This is a genomic window from Citrobacter sp. Ca225 (assembly GCF_030337175.1).
Lineage (GTDB): Bacteria > Pseudomonadota > Gammaproteobacteria > Enterobacterales > Enterobacteriaceae > Citrobacter_A > Citrobacter_A amalonaticus.
On sequence record NZ_JAOWCD010000099.1, the window covers coordinates 306364 to 327733 of the forward strand.

At 52.6% G+C, this 21370-nt stretch carries 23 protein-coding genes; 17 read left to right on the plus strand and 6 right to left on the minus strand.

Translation table 11 applies throughout. The features are described from left to right. Positions 1–71: 71 nt before the first annotated feature. The 4 genes from leuS to nadD are packed head-to-tail and all read left to right on the plus strand — an operon-like array spanning position 72 to position 4933. A complete protein-coding gene (leuS, locus tag OGW13_RS20220; RefSeq protein ID WP_082366166.1) occupies positions 72–2654 on the plus strand; it encodes a leucine--tRNA ligase in 2583 nt (860 codons plus the stop codon). Between the two features lie 14 nt (positions 2655–2668). Then, entirely contained in the window at positions 2669–3259 is a 591-nt protein-coding gene (gene lptE, locus OGW13_RS20225) for an LPS assembly lipoprotein LptE (RefSeq protein ID WP_044328083.1), read from the plus strand. Then, on the plus strand, positions 3259–4290 hold the full coding sequence (gene holA / locus OGW13_RS20230) for a DNA polymerase III subunit delta (RefSeq protein WP_044328082.1): 1032 nt from the start codon (positions 3259–3261) through the stop codon (positions 4288–4290). Before lptE ends, holA begins: the two co-directional genes overlap by 1 nt. A 1-nt stretch (position 4291) precedes the next feature. After that, positions 4292–4933, plus strand: a complete 642-nt coding sequence (gene nadD, locus OGW13_RS20235; protein WP_080343225.1) for a nicotinate-nucleotide adenylyltransferase — start codon at positions 4292–4294, stop codon at positions 4931–4933. Here the strand turns inward: nadD and cobD are convergent. After that, entirely contained in the window at positions 4908–5993 is a 1086-nt protein-coding gene (gene cobD, locus OGW13_RS20240) for a threonine-phosphate decarboxylase CobD (RefSeq protein ID WP_287116413.1), read from the minus strand. The two genes, nadD and cobD, sit on opposite strands and share 26 nt — an antisense overlap. 97 nt (positions 5994–6090) lie before the next feature. On the opposite strand from cobD, the gene OGW13_RS20245 reads away from it, so the two are divergent. Then, positions 6091–6702 carry an adenosylcobalamin/alpha-ribazole phosphatase gene (locus tag OGW13_RS20245; protein WP_044328080.1) on the plus strand — a complete coding sequence of 204 codons (612 nt, stop codon included), beginning with the start codon at positions 6091–6093 and terminating at the stop codon, positions 6700–6702. A gap of 57 nt (positions 6703–6759) precedes the next feature. On the opposite strand, the gene OGW13_RS20250 is transcribed toward OGW13_RS20245, so the two are convergent. Beyond that, positions 6760–6939, minus strand: a complete 180-nt coding sequence (locus OGW13_RS20250) for a hypothetical protein (protein WP_155273612.1) — start codon at positions 6937–6939, stop codon at positions 6760–6762. Positions 6940–6960: 21 nt separating this feature from the next. On the opposite strand from OGW13_RS20250, the gene rsfS reads away from it, so the two are divergent. The 10 genes from rsfS (at position 6961) to lipA (ending at position 16823) form a co-directional block, all read left to right on the plus strand. Beyond that, positions 6961–7278, plus strand: a complete 318-nt coding sequence (rsfS, locus tag OGW13_RS20255) for a ribosome silencing factor (protein ID WP_012904988.1) — start codon at positions 6961–6963, stop codon at positions 7276–7278. 3 nt (positions 7279–7281) lie between these two features. Then, positions 7282–7749: a 23S rRNA (pseudouridine(1915)-N(3))-methyltransferase RlmH gene (rlmH, locus tag OGW13_RS20260; RefSeq protein ID WP_003022725.1), complete on the plus strand. Its 468-nt coding sequence runs from the start codon at positions 7282–7284 to the stop codon at positions 7747–7749. Positions 7750–7778: 29 nt separating this feature from the next. Beyond that, positions 7779–9680, plus strand: coding sequence for a peptidoglycan DD-transpeptidase MrdA (gene mrdA / locus OGW13_RS20265; RefSeq protein WP_043001424.1), 1902 nt, complete (start codon positions 7779–7781; stop codon positions 9678–9680). 2 nt (positions 9681–9682) lie between these two features. After that, a complete protein-coding gene (mrdB, locus tag OGW13_RS20270) occupies positions 9683–10795 on the plus strand; it encodes a peptidoglycan glycosyltransferase MrdB (protein WP_043001425.1) in 1113 nt (370 codons plus the stop codon). A gap of 10 nt (positions 10796–10805) precedes the next feature. After that, a complete protein-coding gene (rlpA, locus tag OGW13_RS20275) occupies positions 10806–11921 on the plus strand; it encodes an endolytic peptidoglycan transglycosylase RlpA (protein ID WP_287116414.1) in 1116 nt (371 codons plus the stop codon). Positions 11922–12069: 148 nt separating this feature from the next. Continuing rightward, positions 12070–13281, plus strand: a complete 1212-nt coding sequence (gene dacA, locus OGW13_RS20280; protein ID WP_043001427.1) for a D-alanyl-D-alanine carboxypeptidase DacA — start codon at positions 12070–12072, stop codon at positions 13279–13281. Positions 13282–13388: 107 nt separating this feature from the next. Further along, on the plus strand, positions 13389–13652 hold the full coding sequence (gene ybeD, locus OGW13_RS20285) for a DUF493 family protein YbeD (protein ID WP_042320704.1): 264 nt from the start codon (positions 13389–13391) through the stop codon (positions 13650–13652). Between the two features lie 102 nt (positions 13653–13754). Then, the gene (gene lipB / locus OGW13_RS20290) at positions 13755–14396 is read left to right on the plus strand and encodes a lipoyl(octanoyl) transferase LipB (RefSeq protein ID WP_090048726.1); all 642 of its coding nucleotides are present in this window, start codon (positions 13755–13757) and stop codon (positions 14394–14396) included. Between the two features lie 299 nt (positions 14397–14695). After that, a complete protein-coding gene (locus tag OGW13_RS20295) occupies positions 14696–15649 on the plus strand; it encodes a YbeF family transcriptional regulator (RefSeq protein ID WP_200050202.1) in 954 nt (317 codons plus the stop codon). Between the two features lie 208 nt (positions 15650–15857). Then, positions 15858–16823 (plus strand): lipoyl synthase, encoded by a 966-nt coding sequence (gene lipA, locus OGW13_RS20300; RefSeq protein WP_042320707.1) that lies wholly within the window; start codon positions 15858–15860, stop codon positions 16821–16823. Positions 16824–16920: 97 nt separating this feature from the next. Here the strand turns inward: lipA and tatE are convergent, their stop codons facing one another. Together tatE and OGW13_RS20310 are read right to left on the minus strand one after the other, a co-directional pair. Then, positions 16921–17124 carry a twin-arginine translocase subunit TatE gene (gene tatE, locus OGW13_RS20305; RefSeq protein WP_043001430.1) on the minus strand — a complete coding sequence of 68 codons (204 nt, stop codon included), beginning with the start codon at positions 17122–17124 and terminating at the stop codon, positions 16921–16923. 129 nt (positions 17125–17253) lie between these two features. Then, a complete protein-coding gene (locus tag OGW13_RS20310; RefSeq protein WP_287116415.1) occupies positions 17254–18042 on the minus strand; it encodes a deaminated glutathione amidase in 789 nt (262 codons plus the stop codon). A 90-nt stretch (positions 18043–18132) separates the two neighbouring features. Between OGW13_RS20310 and crcB the strand changes: the two genes are divergently transcribed. Then, complete coding sequence (crcB, locus tag OGW13_RS20315; protein WP_043001432.1) at positions 18133–18516, plus strand: fluoride efflux transporter CrcB; 384 nt, start codon at positions 18133–18135, stop codon at positions 18514–18516. Positions 18517–18569: 53 nt separating this feature from the next. Here crcB and cspE read toward each other — a convergent pair whose 3' ends face one another. Together cspE and pagP are read right to left on the minus strand one after the other, a co-directional pair. Next, the gene (cspE, locus tag OGW13_RS20320; protein ID WP_000034826.1) at positions 18570–18779 is read right to left on the minus strand and encodes a transcription antiterminator/RNA stability regulator CspE; all 210 of its coding nucleotides are present in this window, start codon (positions 18777–18779) and stop codon (positions 18570–18572) included. Between the two features lie 173 nt (positions 18780–18952). Then, positions 18953–19531 carry a lipid IV(A) palmitoyltransferase PagP gene (gene pagP / locus OGW13_RS20325; protein ID WP_043001433.1) on the minus strand — a complete coding sequence of 193 codons (579 nt, stop codon included), beginning with the start codon at positions 19529–19531 and terminating at the stop codon, positions 18953–18955. A gap of 447 nt (positions 19532–19978) precedes the next feature. Between pagP and dcuC the strand changes: the two genes are divergently transcribed. Further along, entirely contained in the window at positions 19979–21364 is a 1386-nt protein-coding gene (gene dcuC, locus OGW13_RS20330) for an anaerobic C4-dicarboxylate transporter DcuC (protein ID WP_222167823.1), read from the plus strand. Positions 21365–21370 lie beyond the last annotated feature (6 nt).

Below are 21370 nucleotides of genomic sequence, written 5' to 3' on the forward strand. Positions count from 1 at the left end.
GCTATGCGGATCTGAAACACCACATCGAAGCTACGTTTGTAGCTGTATTGAAAACAGGACCACTGGCTGCCATGCAAGAGCAATACCGCCCGGAAGAGATAGAATCCAAAGTACAGCTTCACTGGGATGAGAAGCGCACATTTGAAGTTACCGAAGACGAGAGCAAAGAGAAGTATTACTGCCTGTCTATGCTTCCCTATCCTTCTGGTCGACTACACATGGGCCACGTACGTAACTACACCATCGGTGACGTGATCGCCCGTTATCAGCGCATGCTGGGCAAAAACGTGCTGCAGCCTATCGGCTGGGACGCATTCGGCCTGCCTGCAGAAGGCGCGGCGGTAAAAAACAACACCGCGCCGGCACCGTGGACCTACGATAATATCGCCTACATGAAGAACCAGCTCAAAATGCTGGGCTTTGGCTATGACTGGAGCCGCGAGCTGGCGACCTGTACCCCGGAATACTATCGCTGGGAGCAGAAATTCTTCACCGAACTGTACAAAAAAGGTCTGGTCTACAAAAAGACCTCTGCGGTCAACTGGTGCCCGAACGATCAGACCGTACTGGCGAACGAACAGGTTATCGACGGCTGCTGCTGGCGCTGCGACACCAAAGTTGAGCGTAAAGAGATCCCACAGTGGTTTATTAAAATCACCGCCTATGCCGATGAACTGCTCAACGATCTGGATAAACTGGATCACTGGCCTGACACCGTGAAAACGATGCAGCGCAACTGGATTGGTCGTTCTGAAGGCGTGGAAATCACCTTCAACGTGAACGATTATGACAACACGCTGACCGTTTACACCACCCGCCCGGACACCTTTATGGGCGCCACCTATCTGGCGGTTGCCGCTGGTCACCCGCTGGCGCAGAAAGCGGCAGAGAACAACCCTGAACTGGCAGCCTTTATCGACGAATGCCGTAACACCAAAGTGGCCGAAGCTGACATGGCGACCATGGAGAAAAAAGGCGTCGATACCGGCTTTAAGGCGGTTCACCCGCTGACTGGCGAAGCAATCCCGGTCTGGGCGGCTAACTTTGTGCTGATGGAATACGGCACTGGCGCGGTCATGGCCGTACCGGGTCACGATCAGCGCGACTACGAATTTGCCACCAAATACGGCTTAACCATTAAACCGGTTATCCTGGCAGCCGATGGTTCAGAGCCGGATCTTTCCGAACAGGCGATGACCGATAAGGGCGTTCTGTTTAACTCTGGCGAATTTGACGGTCTGGCCTTCGACGCGGCCTTCAACGCCATTGCCGATAAGCTGGCCGCCAAAGGCGTGGGCGAGCGTAAGATCAACTACCGTCTGCGCGACTGGGGCGTTTCCCGTCAGCGTTACTGGGGTGCGCCGATCCCGATGGTCACGCTGGAAGACGGCACCGTGCTGCCAACGCCGGAAGATCAATTGCCGGTGATCCTGCCGGAAGATGTCGTGATGGACGGCATCACCAGCCCGATCAAAGCCGATCCTGAATGGGCAAAAACCACCGTTAATGGCCAGCCTGCACTGCGCGAAACTGACACTTTCGACACCTTTATGGAGTCATCCTGGTACTATGCGCGCTACACCTGTCCGCAGTATCAGGAAGGGATGCTGGATTCCAAAGCAGCAAACTACTGGCTGCCGGTAGATATTTACATTGGCGGTATCGAACATGCCATCATGCACCTGCTCTACTTCCGCTTCTTCCACAAACTGATGCGCGATGCCGGCATGGTGAACTCTGACGAACCGGCGAAACAGTTGCTGTGTCAGGGGATGGTACTGGCGGATGCGTTCTACTATGTGGGCGAAAACGGCGAGCGTAACTGGGTTTCTCCGGTGGATGCGATCGTTGAACGCGACGAGAAAGGCCGTATCGTGAAGGCGAAAGACGCGGCGGGCCATGAGCTGGTGTATACCGGCATGAGCAAAATGTCCAAGTCGAAAAACAACGGTATCGACCCGCAGGTAATGGTTGAACGTTACGGCGCAGATACCGTGCGTCTATTTATGATGTTCGCCTCTCCGGCTGATATGACGCTGGAATGGCAGGAGTCCGGCGTGGAAGGCGCTAACCGCTTCCTGAAACGTGTCTGGAAACTGGTGTATGAACACACTTCCCGTGGCGATGTTGCGTCGCTGAACGTTGACGTGCTGACAGAAGATCAGAAAGCGCTGCGTCGCGATGTACACAAAACGATCGCTAAAGTGACCGATGATATCGGCCGCCGTCAGACCTTCAACACCGCGATTGCCGCCGTGATGGAGCTGATGAACAAGCTGGCGAAAGCCCCGCAGGATGACGAGCAGGATCGCGCGCTGATGCAGGAAGCGCTGCTGGCGGTAGTCCGGATGCTTAACCCGTTCACCCCACACGTCTGCTTTACGCTGTGGCAGGCGCTGAAAGGCGAAGGCGACATCGACAACGCGCCGTGGCCAGTTGCGGACAATGCTGCAATGGTCGAAGACTCCACGCTGGTCGTGGTTCAGGTTAACGGCAAGGTGCGCGGTAAAATCACCGTTCCGGTGAATGCGACAGAAGAGCAGGTTCGTGAACGTGCTGGCCAGGAACATCTGGTCGCTAAATATCTTGATGGCGTTACCGTGCGTAAAGTGATTTACGTACCGGGTAAACTCCTCAATCTGGTCGTTGGCTAAGCGCGGGAGGAAGCGTGCGATATCTGGCAACATTGTTGTTATCTCTGGCGGTGTTAACTACCGCCGGATGTGGCTGGCACCTGCGCAATACCACGCAGGTTCCGGACACCATGAAAACCATGATTCTGGACACGGGGGATCCGAACGGTCCGCTAAGCCGTGCGGTGCGTAACCAACTGCGTCTGAACGACGTTGAGCTGCTGGATAAGAGTACGCTGCGTAAAGACGTACCGTCTCTGCGTCTGGGTCGGGTCAGCATTTCGAAAGATACCGCATCTGTCTTCCAGAATGGGCAGACAGCGGAATATCAGATGATTATGACGGTTAATGCGTCAGTATTGATTCCTGGTCACGATATTTATCCTATCAGCGTCCGGGTATTCCGTTCGTTCTTCGACAACCCACAGATGGCGCTGGCGAAGGATAACGAGCAGGATATGATCATCAAAGAAATGTACGACAGAGCGGCGGAGCAATTAATTCGTAAGCTGCCAAGCGTACATGCTGCGGATCGTCTCTCATCGCAAGAAGAGGTTGCCGTTGACGATAAAGAAGCGGCTTCCGCTTCCTCTTCAACGCGTGTCTCCAGCACGCTGGGTAACTGATGATTCGGTTGTACCCTGAACAACTCCGCGCGCAACTCTCTGAAGGGTTGCGCGCGGCGTATCTGCTCCTTGGAAACGACCCATTGTTGTTGCAGGAAGGCCAGGATGTCATCCGTCAGGTTGCGGCAACGCAGGGGTTCGACGAACACCACACGTTTACTCTCGACAACAATACCGACTGGAACGCATTGTTCTCGCAATGCCAGGCGATGAGTCTGTTCGCCAGCCGTCAGACGCTGTTGTTGCTGCTGCCCGAAAACGGTCCGAATGCCGCGATTAATGAACAACTGGCAACGTTGGTTCAGTTGCTGCATGACGATCTGCTGCTGATCGTACGCGGTAACAAGCTCAGCAAAGCCCAGGAAAATGCCGCATGGTTTAAAGCGCTGACCGATCGAAGCGTACAGATCAGTTGTCAGACGCCGGAGCAGGCGCAACTTCCCCGCTGGGTGGCGGCGCGCGCAAAACAAAATAATTTGCAGCTGGACGACGCAGCAAATCAACTGTTGTGCTATTGCTATGAAGGTAACCTGCTGGCGCTGGCGCAGGCGCTGGAACGTTTGTCCTTGTTGTGGCCCGACGGTAAGCTCACCCTGCCTCGCGTCGAGCAGGCCGTTAATGATGCCGCCCACTTCACCCCATTCCATTGGGTGGATGCGCTGATCATGGGCAAAAGTAAGCGCGCACTGCACATTCTTCAGCAGTTACGTCTGGAAGGCAGCGAACCGGTTATTTTGCTGCGAACCCTGCAACGTGAACTGTTGCTGCTAGTTACGCTGAAACGCCAGTCGGCCCATACCCCGCTGCGCACGCTTTTTGATAAGCATCGCGTCTGGCAAAACCGTCGGGGCATGATTGGCGACGCGCTGAACCGACTGAGTCCGGCGCAGTTACGTCAGGCGGTCCAGTTACTGACACGTACGGAAATCACGCTGAAGCAGGACTATGGCCAGTCGGTCTGGGCGGAGCTTGAAGGGCTCTCACTGCTGATTTGCCACAAAGCGCTGGCTGAAGTTTTTATTGATGGCTGATATGAAATCGTTACAGGCACTCTTTGGCGGCACCTTTGATCCGGTGCACTATGGTCACCTCAAACCCGTGGAAACGCTGGCCAATCTGATTGGTTTATCACGGGTCATCGTGATGCCTAATAATGTTCCCCCTCATCGCCCGCAGCCAGAGGCGACGAGTGAACAGCGCAAAACTATGCTTGAACTGGCAATTGCCGACAAGCCGTTGTTTATCCTTGATGAGCGCGAACTAAAGCACGACACCCCTTCCTATACGGCGCAAACGCTAAAGGCCTGGCGTGAAGAGCAAGGTCCAGATGCCCCACTGGCGTTTATCATCGGCCAGGACTCGTTGCTGACCTTCCCGACCTGGCACGACTACGAAACCATTCTCGACAATACCCATCTGATTGTCTGCCGCCGTCCGGGCTATCCGCTTGAAATGGCGCAGGAACAGCATCAGCATTGGCTGGATCAACATCTGACGAATACGCCGGACGATCTGCACCAGCTACCGGCAGGGAAAATTTATCTCGCCGAGACGCCGTGGTTCAATATTTCCGCCACGATCATCCGCGAGCGGCTGGAAAACGGCGAACCGTGTGATGATCTGATGCCGCACGCGGTGCTGGACTATATCAATGAGCATGGACTGTATCGCTAAGTACTTCGGTTAACGCCGCCAGCAGGCGGTTGTTCTCTTCCTGACTGCGTATTGCCACGCGGAAATAGCGTCCATCAAGACCTGGGTAATTGGCGCAACTGCGGATCAGAATATGTCGCGTCAGCAAAGCGCGCTGGAGATCGGTTTCGCAACACAGCAGAAGATAATTCGCCTGACCGGGATAGACCGTTAGTCCCGACAGCGCGCACAGCTGCTGATAAAAACGTCCGCCCTCTTCCCGCAACCACTGCCATGTCGCCTGTTGATACGCGGTATCCTCCAGCACCTGTTCCCCTGCCAGTGCAGCAAAAGCGTTGATCGACCACGGCATCTGGCGCGCCCTCATCGCCGCGACCGCCTGCACATCGCTGTTAAGGAGATATCCCAGCCGCAGTCCCGGGATGGCATAGAATTTTGTCAGTGAACGCAGAACCCAGATATGCGGGTTATCCTTTAACAGCGGAATAAATCCCGCTTCGTCTGCGATAAAATCGATAAATGCTTCATCAAGAATCAGCGCAATATTTAGCGCCTGACAGCGCCCGGCAATCGCCTCGAGTAACGCCCGCTCCGGCAGTAATCCGGTGGGATTGTTAGGCGTGCACAAAAACAGACAGTCCAGTTCTGCCGTTAACGCATCAAGAATCGCCCCGGTCAGTTGCCAGCCATCCTCTTCACGCAGCATGAACGTATCAATGACGCATTCGCTCCACTGCAACGCGCGGCGGTATTCGGCAAATCCCGGCGCGACGATCATCGCTCGCCGCGGTTTCAAACCGTTTACCAGAGTAAAGATCGACTCCGTCTCACCGTTTCCGGCGAGGATCCATTCGACAGGAACCTGATGATGTCGGGCCAGTGCCTGATGCAGGTGGCGGTAATCGACGTCAGGATAGCGCTCGGCTAGGTGTAAATTGTCGACAATGGCGCGTTTTACCGTTTCAGGCATACCCAATGGATTAATATTCGCGCTAAAATCCAGCAACTTCTCGGGCGAGATCCCGAGGAACTCAGCCGCCTCACGGATATTACCGCCGTGGGCGCTTTGGAATAGAGACATCGTGCCGCTCCTGGCAAAAGAGGCTATTTTAGAGAAATTAGCGCGCGCATTCAGGGCGAATATCATGTTTTGCGCGAATACGTATCACGAGGGATAAATGCGACTCTGGTTAGTTCGTCATGGTGAAACCGAGGCTAATGTGGCGGGTTTGTACAGCGGTCATGCCCCCACACCGTTGACCGGGCGCGGCGTGGCGCAGGCGCAAACGCTGAATACATTGCTTCGCCAGGTTCCCTTTAAGCAGGTGCTGTGTAGCGAGCTGGAGCGCGCGCAGCACACGGCGCGCTTAGTGCTTCAGGGACGTGAACTGCCGCTACAGGTGAAGCCTGAGCTCAATGAGATGTTTTTTGGTGACTGGGAGATGCGTCATCACCAGGATCTGGCCCGCGAAGATGCCGAGAACTACGCGGCCTGGTGCAACGACTGGCAAAATGCCGTTCCCACCAATGGGGAAGGATTTCAGGCTTTCGCCCAGCGCGTTGAGCAGGCAATTTCGATCCTTGCTGATTATCAGCACCATGATCATGTGCTGATAGTCAGCCATCAGGGTGTTCTCAGCCTGTTAATCGCCCGGTTGCTTGCCATGCCCGCCGCGGCGATGTGGCATTTTCGCGTTGAGCAAGGCTGCTGGAGTGCTATTGATTTTACTGGCGATTTTGCCACGCTTCGGGTTCTCAACAGCAGAGCGATATGGGCGCCCGGCGAGTAAAATATCGGTTTTTTACTGCCAGCAACGCTCCGCCCATTGACACCCCCGGACAGGCTGCTATTCTCCGCTGCCAGACTTTTCCCACCCTTCAGCGTTTTGCAGAAATTGTTTTACAAAAATGGCGATGCATTCTGTTGCATGGGGTGGGATGATAGCCCACTTTCCAAAGTCGCCCGGTGACATTTGTCCCGAAAAGCCGGTGGGTTCAGGTATACTGACAGGCTTATTAATACTCATTCATGCACCCAGGGGGAAAACTTGCAGGGTAAAGCACTCCAGGATTTTGTTATCGACAAAATTGATGACCTTAAAGGTCAGGACATCATCGCCTTAGACGTTCAGGGCAAATCCAGTATCACCGATTGCATGATCATCTGTACCGGTACTTCCAGCCGTCACGTTATGTCTATTGCTGACCACGTCGTGCAGGAATCTCGCGCTGCGGGAATGCTGCCGCTGGGCGTGGAAGGTGAGAGCGTCGCCGACTGGATCGTCGTTGACCTGGGTGAAGTGATTGTCCACGTTATGCAGGAAGAGAGCCGTCGCCTGTATGAGCTGGAAAAACTCTGGAGTTAATGCGTGAAGCTTCAACTTGTCGCGGTAGGCACGAAAATGCCCGACTGGGTACAAACCGGTTTTACCGAGTACCTGCGGCGTTTTCCCAAAGACATGCCTTTTGAGCTGATCGAAATTCCGGCCGGCAAACGCGGCAAGAACGCGGATATCAAGCGTATTCTCGACAAAGAGGGTGAGCAGATGCTGGCTGCCGCTGGCAAAAATCGCATCGTCACCCTGGATATTCCCGGTAAGCCCTGGGACACGCCGCAACTGGCGACCGAACTGGAACGCTGGAAACTGGACGGTCGTGATGTCAGCCTGTTAATTGGCGGGCCGGAGGGATTATCCCCTGCCTGCAAAGCCGCGGCAGAACAAAGTTGGTCGCTCTCTGCACTCACGCTTCCCCATCCGCTTGTCCGGGTGCTGGTGGCAGAGAGCCTGTATCGGGCGTGGAGCATTACCACTAATCACCCTTATCACCGTGAGTGATCATTGAGCTTGAGTAGACTAAGCAGCGGATGAAATTACAGAATTCTTTTCGCGACTATACGGCTGAGTCCGCGCTATTTGTGCGCCGGGCGCTGGTCGCTTTTTTGGGTATCTTACTGCTCACCGGCGTGCTTATCGCCAATCTGTATAATCTGCAGATCGTCCGTTTTACCGATTACCAGACTCGCTCGAATGAGAACCGGATTAAGCTGGTGCCTATCGCCCCCAGCCGCGGCATTATTTATGACCGTAATGGCATTCCTCTCGCCCTGAACCGCACCATTTATCAGGTCGAAATGATGCCCGAGAAGGTTGATAACGTGCAGCAAACGCTGGATGCCCTGCGCAGCGTTGTCGACCTGACCGATGACGATATTGCCGCCTTCAAGAAAGAGCGCGCACGTTCCCACCGCTTTACCTCTATTCCCGTCAAAACCAACCTCACCGAAGTACAGGTTGCGCGTTTTGCCGTGAACCAGTACCGCTTCCCGGGTGTGGAAGTGAAAGGGTATAAGCGCCGGTTCTACCCATACGGTTCCGCACTTACCCACGTCATTGGCTACGTGTCGAAGATTAACGATAAAGACGTTGAGCGACTGGATAAAGACGGCAAACTGGCCAACTATGCCGCGACGCATGACATCGGGAAACTGGGGATTGAGCGCTACTACGAAGATGTGCTGCACGGTCAAACCGGCTACGAGGAAGTCGAGGTCAACAACCGTGGTCGCGTCATCCGTCAGCTCAAAGAAGTCCCCCCACAGGCCGGACACGACATCTACCTGACGCTGGATCTCAAACTGCAGCAGTATATCGAGACGCTGCTTGCCGGTAGCCGCGCGGCCGTGGTGGTCACCGACCCGCGCACCGGCGGCGTACTGGCCCTGGTTTCAATGCCCAGTTACGACCCGAACCTGTTCGTCGACGGTATCTCCAGTAAAGACTATTCCGGTTTGCTTAACGATCCGAACACGCCGCTGGTCAACCGCGCAACGCAGGGGGTTTATCCACCTGCGTCGACGGTGAAACCGTATGTCGCTGTGTCTGCATTAAGCGCCGGCGTTATCACCCGTAATACCAGCCTGTTTGACCCTGGCTGGTGGCAGTTGCCCGGCTCGGAAAAACGCTACCGTGACTGGAAGAAATGGGGTCACGGACACCTGAACATTACTAAATCACTGGAAGAATCGGCGGATACCTTCTTCTATCAGGTCGCCTATGACATGGGGATCGATCGCCTCTCCGAGTGGATGGGCAAATTCGGTTACGGTCACTATACCGGTATCGACCTGGCGGAAGAGCGTTCCGGCAACATGCCTACCCGCGAATGGAAGCTCAAACGCTTTAAAAAACCCTGGTATCAGGGCGATACCATTCCGGTCGGCATCGGTCAGGGCTACTGGACGGCAACGCCGATTCAGATGAGTAAGGCGCTGATGATCCTGATTAATGACGGCGTCGTGAAGGTGCCTCATCTGCTGATGAGTACCGCAGAAAACGGCAAGAAGGTTCCCTGGGTACAACCGCAGGAGCCACCGGTCGGCGATATTCATTCTGGTTATTGGGAACTGGCGAAAGACGGCATGTATGGCGTCGCCAACCGTGGCAACGGGACCGCGCATAAATATTTTGCCAGCGCGCCATATAAAATTGCCGCTAAATCCGGTACCGCACAGGTCTTTGGCCTGAAAGCCAATGAAACCTATAACGCGCATAAAATTGCCGAGCGTCTGCGTGACCATAAACTGATGACCGCATTTGCACCGTATAACAACCCGCAGGTGGCCGTCGCCATCATCCTGGAAAACGGGGGGGCGGGTCCGGCGGTGGGGACCATTATGCGTCAGATTCTTGACCACATCATGTTGGGCGATAACAACACCGATCTGCCAGCGGAAAACCCGGCGGTTGCAGCGGCGGAGGATCAATAACCATGACGGATAATCCGAACAAAAAAACATTCTGGGATAAAATCCATATTGATCCCACCATGTTACTGATTTTGCTGGCGCTGTTGGTTTACAGCTCACTGGTTATCTGGAGCGCCAGCGGCCAGGACATTGGCATGATGGAGCGTAAAGTCGGTCAGATTACGATGGGGCTGGTGATCATGGTGGTCATGGCCCAGATCCCGCCGCGCGTCTATGAAGGTTGGGCGCCGTATCTCTATATTTTCTGTATTATTCTGCTGGTGGCGGTCGATGCATTCGGGGCAATATCCAAAGGCGCGCAGCGTTGGCTGGATCTCGGCATTGTACGTTTTCAGCCTTCTGAAATCGCCAAAATCGCGGTTCCTCTGATGGTCGCACGCTTTATCAACCGCGACGTCTGTCCGCCGTCCCTGAAGAACACGGCCATTGCGCTGGTGCTGATTTTTATGCCGACGCTGTTGGTGGCGGCACAGCCTGACCTCGGGACCTCGATTCTGGTCGCGCTTTCCGGCCTGTTCGTGCTGTTCCTCTCGGGTCTGAGCTGGCGTTTAATTGGCGTCGCTGTGCTGCTGCTCGCGGCGTTCATTCCGATCCTGTGGTTCTTCCTGATGCACGATTATCAGCGTCAGCGTGTAATGATGTTACTCGACCCGGAAACCGACCCGTTGGGTGCCGGTTACCACATCATTCAGTCTAAAATTGCGATTGGTTCCGGCGGTCTGAGCGGTAAGGGATGGTTACACGGTACCCAGTCGCAACTGGAATTTTTACCCGAACGCCACACCGACTTTATCTTCGCTGTCCTGGCGGAAGAGCTGGGTCTGATTGGGATACTGATCCTGCTGGCGCTGTATATACTGCTGATTATGCGTGGCCTGTGGATCGCCGCCCACGCACAAACCACCTTTGGTCGCGTGATGGCCGGTGGCTTAATGTTGATTTTATTCGTTTATGTCTTCGTTAATATTGGTATGGTGAGTGGGATTCTGCCTGTTGTAGGCGTTCCGCTTCCGTTGGTCAGTTACGGAGGCTCAGCACTGATCGTGTTGATGGCCGGGTTCGGGATTGTCATGTCGATCCACACCCACAGAAAAATGTTATCGAAAAGCGTGTAAGGGGTGCGCAATGCGTAAGCAGTTGCCTGGAGTCTGCGTCGTAGCAGGAATTATGCTGCTCGCGGCATGTACGAGTGATGATGGTCAGCAACAGAACACCGTCGCGCCGCAGCCGGCGGTATGTAATGGGCCCGTCGTTGAAATCAGCGGAGCCGATCCGCGTTTTGAACCTCTCAACCCGAGCGCTAATCAGGATTATCAGCGAGACGGGAAGAGCTACAAGATAGTGCAGGATGTCTCGCGCTTTAGTCAGGCAGGGTTCGCGGCGATCTACGATGCCGAGCCCGGTAGCAATCTGACCGCCTCAGGCGAAGCGTTCGATCCTATGCAGCTCACCGCTGCGCATCCGACGTTACCGATCCCGAGCTATGCGCGGATCACTAACCTCGCCAATGGACGGATGATCGTGGTGCGCATTAACGATCGAGGTCCCTATGGCAACGATCGCGTGATTTCGCTGTCGCGTGCCGCTGCCGACCGTCTGAACACCTCCAATAACACCAAAGTGCGTATCGACCCAATTATTGTCGCACAGGATGGTTCATTGTCTGGTCCGGGTATGGCCTGTACCACCGTGGCCAAACAGACTTATGCCCTGCCCTCACGTCCGGATCTGAGCGGCGGCATGGGCAGCGCCTCCTCCGCACCGGAAGCGATGCAGCCTCAGGGTGACGTTCGCGCCATCAGCAATTCCACCTTGCAAAGTGAAGATAATGCCGGCGCACCGGTTCAGAGTAGTGGGTTCCTGGGTGCCCCGACGACTCTGGCATCAGGTGTACTGGAAGGCAGTGAACCGACGCCAGCGCCACAGCCCGCGGCTGCAGCTCCCGTTAGCGCACCAGTCAGTGCACCGGCAGCAACACCTGCTGCGACGGCTGCGTCTGCCGCCGCTTCCGCCAGCGGCAGTTACGTAGTCCAGGTCGGCGCGGTGAGCGATCAGGGGCGTGCCCAACAATATCAACAGCGCTTAGGCCAGCAGTTTGGCGTACCTGGACGCGTCACGCAGAACGGCGCCGTGTGGCGTATTCAGCTCGGGCCGTTCGCCAGTAAAGCACAAGCCAGTGCGCTGCAGCAGCGCTTACAATCTGAAGCCCAATTACAGTCCTTCATTACCGGCGCACAGTAACGTAACAAGGGCATCTGAAGTGTCAGTTTCTGTAAATGACGTTAACTACGTTAACAAAGTCATGCGGAAAGTCAGATGCCTGCCGGTATTGCATTTGCTATAGTAGGGCACTTTTTTTAATTCCATCACGGACGTCGTAGTTCAGACCATGAAGACCACTTTTTCCGCTCGTTTCCTGCAGCGCATGGCGCTCACCACGGCTCTTTGTACAGCCGCTATTTCAGGCGCGCATGCCGATGACCTGAATATCAAAACCATGATCCCGGGTGTTCCGCAGATCGACGCGGAGTCTTACATCCTCATTGACTATAACTCCGGTAAAGTGCTGGCGGAACAAAACGCCGATACGCGTCGCGACCCGGCCAGTCTGACCAAAATGATGACCAGTTACGTTATCGGTCAGGCAATGAAAGCGGGCAAATTTAAAGAAACGGATCTGGTCACTATCGGTAATGATGCCTGGGCCACGGGTAATCCGGTCTTTAAAGGCTCATCGCTGATGTTCCTGAAGCCAGGCATGCAGGTTCCGGTATCGCAACTGATTCGCGGGATTAACCTGCAGTCTGGTAACGACGCCTGCGTCGCGATGGCTGACTTTGCGGCGGGCAGTCAGGATGCGTTTGTCGGTCTGATGAACAGCTATGTGAATGCGCTGGGTCTGAAAAATACCCATTTCCAGACGGTTCACGGTCTGGATGCCGACGGTCAGTACAGTTCCGCTCGTGATATGGCGCTGATTGGACAAGCGCTAATCCGCGACGTTCCTAACGAATATTCCGTCTATAAAGAGAAAGAGTTCACCTTTAACGGCATCCGTCAGTTGAACCGTAACGGTTTGCTGTGGGACAACAGCCTGAAAGTAGATGGCATCAAGACTGGTCATACCGATAAAGCAGGCTACAACCTGGTGGCCTCGGCGACCGAAGGTCAGATGCGTTTGATCTCCGCGGTCATGGGCGGGCGTACCTATAAAGGACGTGAAACGGAAAGCAAAAAACTGCTGACCTGGGGTTTCCGTTTCTTCGAAACGGTTAACCCGCTGAAAGCAGGCAAAGAATTCGCCTCTGAACCGTCCTGGTTTGGTGATACCGATCGCGCCTCCTTAGGGGTTGATAAAGATGTGTATCTGACCATTCCGCGTGGCCGTATGAAAGACCTGAAAGCCAGCTATGTACTGAACAGCACGGAGCTGCATGCGCCGCTGCAGAAAAATCAGGTGGTCGGTACCATCAACTTCCAGCTTGACGGTAAAACCATTGAGCAGCGCCCTCTGGTCGTGCTGCAGGAAATCCCGGAAGGTAACTTCTTCAGCAAAATCATTGATTACATTAAGTTAATGTTCCATCACTGGTTTGGTTAAAAATTGAACACTTGAAAGTGTGATTTCCATCCCCATATACTAAGCATCAGTAAAACTCCCGCCCTCTGGCGGGAGTTGTTATTTATTTACGTTACGCCGGAGCTGACATGAAAACCAAACTTAACGAACTGCTTGAATTCCCTACTCCTTTTACTTACAAAGTTATGGGGCAGGCGTTACCTGAGCTGGTTGAACAGGTGGTTGAAGTGGTACAGCGCCATGCGCCAGGTGATTACTCTCCGACGGTAAAACCCAGCAGCAAAGGCAATTACCACTCGGTCTCGATTACCATCAACGCGACCCATATTGAGCAGGTTGAAACGCTGTACGAAGAACTCGGTAACATCGAAATCGTCCGTATGGTTCTGTAATACAGGTTCGGGCCCCGACCATGTTCGGGCGCCCACCTCGCCTCCTCTTCACTGTGATATACTTCCCTCCCCCATTGATTACTTCTCTACGGAGATGCTGTTTTGTCTCAGGATAAAATACTGGTCCGCCAGCTCGGTCTTCAACCCTACGAACCCGTCTCCCAGGCCATGCACGACTTTACCAACACCCGCGATGAACAGACTCCCGATGAAATCTGGCTGGTTGAGCACTATCCGGTTTTCACCCAGGGTCAGGCAGGGAAAGCGGAACATGTTTTAATGCCCGGCGATATTCCGGTCATTCAAAGCGATCGCGGTGGGCAGGTCACTTACCATGGGCCAGGTCAACAGGTTATGTACGTTTTGTTGAACCTGAAGCGACGTAAACTGGGCGTGCGGGAATTGGTCACGTTGCTGGAACAGACTGTCGTGAATACTCTGGCTGAACTGGATATTGACGCTCACCCGCGTGCAGATGCCCCTGGCGTTTATGTTGGTGAAAAGAAAATATGTTCCCTCGGTTTGCGTATTCGTCGCGGTTGCTCATTCCATGGACTGGCATTAAACGTTAATATGGATCTCTCGCCTTTCTTACGAATTAATCCCTGCGGTTATGCCGGCATGGAAATGGCAAAAATATCTCAATGGGATAGCCAGGTCACGACAGATAATATCCAACCACGATTATTAGCCAATATTTTAGCACTGCTAAATAATCCCCCTTACGAATATATTTCCGCTTAACTTATTGAATGCAATGGCCCAAAAAATCGGGGGCCATTGTCACCCTTCCGGCTCAAATGCTTTACAATGTCTCCTGGTTTCTATATTTTCTGTTTGTCTTAGTTTGAATTTTTAACGAGTTTTCTCCGTCATAAAAAACGACGTAGGATTTTTCTTTATACGAACGTTAAACCTTCAATCCATTGCTATAAAAAAGGTTATCGATACCGCGAGATGAACAATAGTGGTGCAAAACGCATGCCTACAACAAATACAAGCATCACTATTATTTATAAAGTGAATTAAATTGGAGTTAGAACGTGAGTGAAAATAGTAAGCCGAAAGGACATTTCTACGAACACCGACCCGAAGATAAGCCGCAAATTTTCAGAACGCTGAGAAATATAGACCTGAACCTGCTGACTATTTTTGAAGCCGTTTATGTTCATAAAGGAATCGTCAACGCCGCGAAAGTTCTCAATCTGACTCCTTCAGCGATCAGCCAGTCCATTCAGAAACTGCGCACAATATTTCCCGATCCCCTGTTTATTCGAAAAGGCCAGGGCGTGACGCCCACGACTTATGCCACCCATCTGCATGAGTATATCAGCCAGGGGCTGGAATCCATTCTCGGCGCGCTGGATCTCACCGGCAGCTACGATAAACAACGGACGATAACTATCGGGACCACTCCGTCTATCGGCGCGCTGGTCATGCCGACAATTTATCACGCCATCAAAACGAGCCATCCACAACTGCATCTGCGTAACATTCCCGTCCATGATGCCGAAACGCAACTCAGTCAGTTTCAGAGTGATTTGATTATTGATAACCACATCTACAGCAACCGCGCAGTAGAGAACCATGTTCTGTTTTCTGACAAAATCGAACTGGTCTGCCGCCAGAATCACCCTTCCCTGACGCGTACCCTGACCCCTGAAGCCCTCGATGACGCTGAACATAGTCTGCTGATGATCGAAGGACAAAGCTTCACGCTCCTGCGCCAACGTATCCAGGAATTGTTCCCCGATCGGCAAATCAGCTTTAGCAGCTACAATATTTTCACGCTGGCATCACTCATTGCTCACAGCGATCTGGTGGGTATTATGCCCGCGCGCTTCTTCACGCTGTTCAGCCACTGCTGGCCGCTTCAGCGGATCCCCCATCCACCCCTGAACCATGAGAAAATCGACTTCTCACTGCACTACAACAAGCTGAGCTTACGCGATCCGGTACTGGAGAACGTCATCGCAGTGATCCGCGACGCCTTCTGAAAAAGAAATGTTGCGACCCGGTCAAAACTGATGCCAGGCAAATGGCACAAAACAACAACTATTTTACATTTTGCCGGTCACTCAGGCTGCTTTCAGGCCCGTTTAAATGATATACTGCGTGTAGTGAATTCAAAAATAGTTGATAAATACAACATTCCCTTGAATCAAAACGCTTTCCCTCGTTATTCGCAACTGGAACACGCACGCTATGAGTAAACCCATTGTGATGGAACGCGGTGTTAAATACCGCGATGCCGATAAGATGGCCCTTATCCCGGTCAAAAATGTGGCAACAGAGCGCGAAGCCCTGCTGCGCAAGCCGGAATGGATGAAAATTAAGCTTCCAGCGGACTCCACTCGTATCCAGGGCATCAAAGCAGCAATGCGTAAGAATGGCCTGCATTCTGTTTGTGAAGAAGCCTCTTGCCCAAACCTGGCGGAGTGTTTCAACCACGGTACCGCCACGTTTATGATCCTCGGCGCTATTTGTACCCGTCGCTGCCCGTTCTGTGATGTGGCCCACGGCCGCCCTGTGGCGCCGGACGCCAACGAACCGGTTAAGCTGGCACAAACGATTGCCGACATGGCCCTGCGCTATGTCGTTATCACCTCAGTTGACCGTGATGACCTGCGTGACGGTGGCGCTCAGCACTTTGCCGATTGCATTACCGCTATTCGTGAGAAAAGTCCTACGATTAAGATTGAAACGCTGGTCCCCGACTTCCGCGGTCGTATGGATCGTGCCCTGGAGATTCTGACCGCCACTCCGCCGGACGTTTTCAACCATAACCTTGAGAACGTGCCGCGCATTTATCGTCAGGTTCGCCCGGGCGCTGACTACAACTGGTCGCTCAAATTACTGGAACGCTTTAAAGAAGCGCATCCGGAGATCCCGACCAAATCCGGTCTGATGGTGGGTCTCGGTGAGACGAATGCGGAAATCATTGAAGTGATGCGCGATCTGCGTCGTCACGGCGTGACTATGCTGACGCTGGGACAGTATCTGCAGCCGAGCCGTCACCACCTGCCCGTTCAGCGCTATGTCAGCCCGGACGAATTTGAAGAGATGAAAGCGGAAGCCATGGCGATGGGCTTTACCCATGCGGCCTGCGGACCGTTCGTCCGTTCGTCTTACCATGCTGACCTGCAGGCGAAAGGGATGGAAGTGAAGTAATTTCGAAATAAATACTTACATTTCGCCTATAAAAAACCCGCTTAATCGCGGGTTTTTTCTCATCAGGGTAAAACGGACAGGCATTTAGCTCCGGGTATTACTCTTTATGAGAGAGTTTCTCAGCCTGAATGCTGCCGTCTGCGTCTTTTTTCGCGCCCGCATCTTCATCATTCATCGCTTTTTTGAACCCCTTAATCGCCGTGCCCAGGTCTCCACCCAGTGTACGTAACTTCTTGGTACCAAACAGCAGAACGACCAGTGCGGCCACCACCAGCAGTTTGGTAATACTAATCTCACCCATAGATACCTTCTTAACTTAAAACAGGCAGCGTAGCGCGCCCTTAGTAACCTGAGAATATTAACGGTCATTTGACGCGCGCACACAATAGCAATCTGTAACAAGGTGAATCAAGCAGTGTTTAAAAAAACGTCATGATAATTGCGGTGGCACAAATCTGCGGTTGCGTAATACCGGTAATTGCGTCCGTACCTGGCGAATTCGCTCAGCGGTGATCTCCGCCATGATAAGCGTCGGGACGTCTGCTGCAGCCGCAATCGTCACACCAAGGGGATCGATAATACGACTCTGCCCGATATTTTTGTTACCACACTCCCCTGCGGCAATCATATAGCAGGTGGTATCGAGCGCGCGGGCAGCCAGTAGTGTCGACCAGTGATGTTCCTTCAGCGCCCCTCTGACCCATGCCGCCGGTAGCACCAGCACTTCAGCGCCCTGCAACGCAAGCGCCATCGACAGTTCAGGAAAACGCAGATCGTAGCAGGTCATCAGCCCCACTCTGAGTCCATCCACGTCAAGCAGCGGTGCGATTACGTTACCCGCATCAACATTGCGGGACTCCTGAATGGAGAAAGCATCATAGAGGTGTAGCTTGGCGTAGCTTGCCACAATTTTCCCCCCACGCAGCGCCACCAGCGTGTTTACCGCACGACCGGGACGCGAAGGAACGTGAACAGTGAGAATAGTGGTCATCGTATTCGACGCGCTTTCCCGCAACAGTTGTTTCAGGAAATCCCCCTCGAGAGACTGGGCGGATTTCACCGACAGGTCGGGATCCGTATCGTCTCGCGCCAGTAATGCCTCAGGCAGAACCAGCAATGACGCGCCGTTTCCCGCCGCCTGCGACATGAGCATGACGCAGGTTTCTGCGTTTTTTTCCCACACAGGACTGACGGCAAATTGCCCTGCAGCAACTAGCATAATTCCTCCGGTCAGGTTTATCAGGCTCGCCAACGATGATTATTCAGCGTTACACTTATCTTATATACCAACCAAAAGCAGGATTATGCAGTGTTACAACTTCTTTTAGCGGTTTTTATTGGCGGTGGCACAGGAAGTGTAGCGAGATGGATGCTCAGTATGCGGTTTAACCCCATGCATCAGGCGATTCCGATAGGAACCCTGACCGCAAATTTACTGGGTGCATTCATCATTGGTGTGGGACTGGCATGGTTTAGTCGAATGACTAATATCGATCCAGTATGGAAAGTCTTGATCACAACCGGCTTTTGTGGCGGCCTGACAACCTTCTCTACCTTTTCGGCGGAAGTGGTCTTTTTGCTGCAGGAAGGTCGGGTGGGCTGGGCAATGCTAAATGTGTTAGTCAACCTGTTGGGATCATTTGCGATGACGGCGTTAGCATTCTGGCTATTTTCCGCCTCCAGCGCGCACTAAAGACCAAAAAAAACCCGCTAATAAGCGGGTTTTGAAATCTTGCTGACGTAAGCTTACAGAGCAGTTACGTTTGCAGCAGAAGGGCCTTTGGCACCGTTAGTGATTTCGAACTCTACACGCTGACCTTCAGCCAGAGTTTTAAAACCATTGGTCTGGATTGCAGAGAAGTGTACGAACACGTCTTTGCTGCCATCTTCCGGAGTAATGAAACCGAATCCTTTGGACTCATTAAACCACTTAACGTTACCTTTAATCTTAGACATCAAAATTACCTTTACATGAAAAATAGACACAAATGCTGTGTCGGGTACCAGTACACCAATTGTGGTTCACTTTGTCCAGTCGAACTTTGGCAAAAAGTGATAAATGTCGCGTTATTTTTTGATATAAGCTTATATCACTTTGTTTTATATGAAATTTATTGCCATTAATTGGTTCAGAACTGAAAACGCATCCACGCAAAGTATACGTTACCGTTGTTATAAGTACCGGGGATATAGGTCATCTGAAACGTTGCCGGACCGTAACCGATGGAAGCCAGCGGCAGCAGGACAGGAAGAGGAATGTAGTTCCAGTTATCACGCGCCGTCACACCGGCGGTAAAACCTAACCCCAGGTGGAAATTGTCATCCGGCAGAGGTCGCCAGGTGCTCTCCCAGCCATAACCACCGATCGGCTCCCATTTATTCCATGAATCTTTGAAAGCCATGATATAAAGGCCGTGCCAGTTTCCCTTTTCATCCCAGCGCGACTGGCCAAAACCACCGCCCCACGGACGCTCGTTATAACGATCGGTTTTTTCTTTGTCATAGGCAAAACGCGCATGCCAGGTTATCGCGGGAATATATAAATCATAGTGCTCAGGTTGCTGCCAGGTTTCGGCAACATTGTCTGTAAAGGTATTAAACCACCCTTTTTCTTCTGCCACTGCACGCGGCAGCATCGCTAACTGAATAAAAAGAAATGAAAAAAGAAGAAAATATTTTTTAGCTGTACTCACAACGTTTATTACCATTCTTAAGTTCAGTCTTGATTATACCAAAAATAACTTGAATGAAACCTTAACAGCGGCAATGCTGACCTGAATCAGATTGTTCTAAGATTTTGAATGCTGCAATTAAACCCTATCTTTTGCAGTATTATTTATCGCTGAATTATCAGTCAGATATTGTATGCTTTTCACTCTCTTACGTTGAAAGCACTCTTTCGCCGCCACTCATTAACAGCAGCGCTGCATAAACAAAACAAAAATGAAACAATAAGGAATTTTCCTGGAGACTGGAAAATTAAATATTTCACCTTCATCACGGCAACGAAAAAAAATAGCCGCCGACCGACGGTTAATCGTTCTGTTTATTGATTTTAATCAGCAAGTAGCAAACACTTATTCGGCACATTTTTACACCAACTTATTGGTATTATCTTAATTTCACTTCTGGGTGTCTACGCGACAGGGGAAACAATGTTGACATTTATCGAACTCCTTATTGGAGTTGTGGTTATTGTGGGTGTAGCGCGCTACATCATTAAAGGGTATTCGGCAACCGGCGTGCTCTTTGTTGGCGGTCTGGTGCTGCTGATTATCAGCGCCCTGATGGGCCATAAAGTGCTGCCTTCCAGCGAGACCACGACGGGTTATTCCGCGACGGATATCGTTGAATACATCAAGATCCTGCTGATGAGCCGTGGTGGCGACCTTGGCATGATGATCATGATGCTCTGCGGATTTGCCGCTTATATGACCCACATCGGCGCGAACGATATGGTCGTGAAACTGGCGTCGAAGCCTTTGCAGTACATCAATTCACCTTATTTGTTGATGATTGCCGCCTATTTTGTTGCCTGTCTGATGTCCCTGGCAGTGTCATCCGCTACCGGACTCGGCGTATTGTTGATGGCGACGCTTTTCCCGATCATGGTCAACGTAGGAATCAGCCGCGGTGCCGCGGCGGCCATTTGCGCCTCGCCTGCCGCAATTATCCTTTCCCCTACCTCCGGTGACGTCGTGCTGGCTGCTAAAGCAGCCGAAATGCCACTGATCGATTTTGCCTTTAAAACCACACTGCCGATCTCCATTGCGGCAATCATCGGGATGGCGATAGCCCACTATTTCTGGCAACGTTATCTGGATAAAAAAGAAAACGCGGCCCACGAAATGCTGGACGTGAATGAAATCACCACTTCGGCGCCGGCGTTCTACGCCATTCTGCCATTTACGCCGATTATCGGAGTGCTGATTTTTGATGGTAAGTGGGGACCGCAATTGCACATCATTACGATTCTGGTGCTCTGTATGCTTATTGCGGCAGTGCTGGAGTTCGTCCGGGGTTTCAACACCCAGAAAGTGTATTCAGGTCTGGAAGTGGCGTATCGCGGTATGGCCGATGCGTTTGCGAACGTGGTGATGCTGTTAGTTGCGGCGGGTGTTTTCGCACAGGGTCTGAGCACGATTGGCTTCATCCAGAGCCTGATCTCCATCGCCACTTCGTTTGGCTCAGCGAGCATCATTTTGATGCTGGTACTGGTGATTCTGACCATGCTGGCAGCGATGACCACCGGTTCCGGTAACGCGCCGTTCTACGCTTTCGTGGAAATGATTCCTAAGCTGGCACAATCATCGGGTATCAACCCGGCGTATCTGTCGATTCCGATGCTACAGGCATCCAACCTGGGCCGTACGATCTCCCCGGTCTCCGGCGTGGTCGTGGCGGTAGCCGGGATGGCAAAAATCTCGCCTTTTGAAGTGGTAAAACGCACCTCCGTACCGGTCATGGTCGGGCTGTTGATCGTTATCATTGCGACCGAAGTGATGGTGCCGGGTACCTCTTCCGCAGTAACGGGAGGCTGATTCAGA